Origin of the sequence: Alkalihalophilus lindianensis, from assembly GCF_032843265.1 — a bacterium.
In the GTDB taxonomy this organism is placed as follows: Bacteria; Bacillota; Bacilli; order Bacillales; family Bacillaceae_D; genus Alkalihalophilus; species Alkalihalophilus lindianensis.
In genome coordinates this window covers 1-262 of record NZ_JAWJBA010000516.1, presented here as the reverse complement: position 1 = coordinate 262, position 262 = coordinate 1, and the positions used below count along the sequence as shown (strand labels likewise).

Annotated in this window: 1 protein-coding gene; it reads left to right on the top strand. The window is 48.5% G+C overall.

Annotated features, from left to right (window positions below):
• Positions 1 to 173: 173 nt before the first annotated feature.
• The coding region (locus tag RYX56_RS25960) for a hypothetical protein (protein ID WP_369293565.1) at positions 174 to 262 on the top strand (89 nt) is incomplete at its 3' end.

Here is a 262-nt window from a genome sequence, read left to right as displayed (position 1 = left end):
ATTCCGCACTCTTTTTCAAGCGATCAAAATGGAGTTCCCAGTCATGTATTTTTCCGTCCACCATCCGCATGGTGGTGAAGACCGATTCGCCGTACATGAAGGCCCTGTTAACACTTTCATTCATGCTCCCCTGATGATAGCTTTGCTTCGGAGTTTAAAACCAGCAGATATTTATGATGCAATTAACCATCATCGGATTCGGAAACCAGGCGCGTTCCTGGGCCTTGAATCTCAGGGACTCAGGATTCCCGGTCAGGGTGGC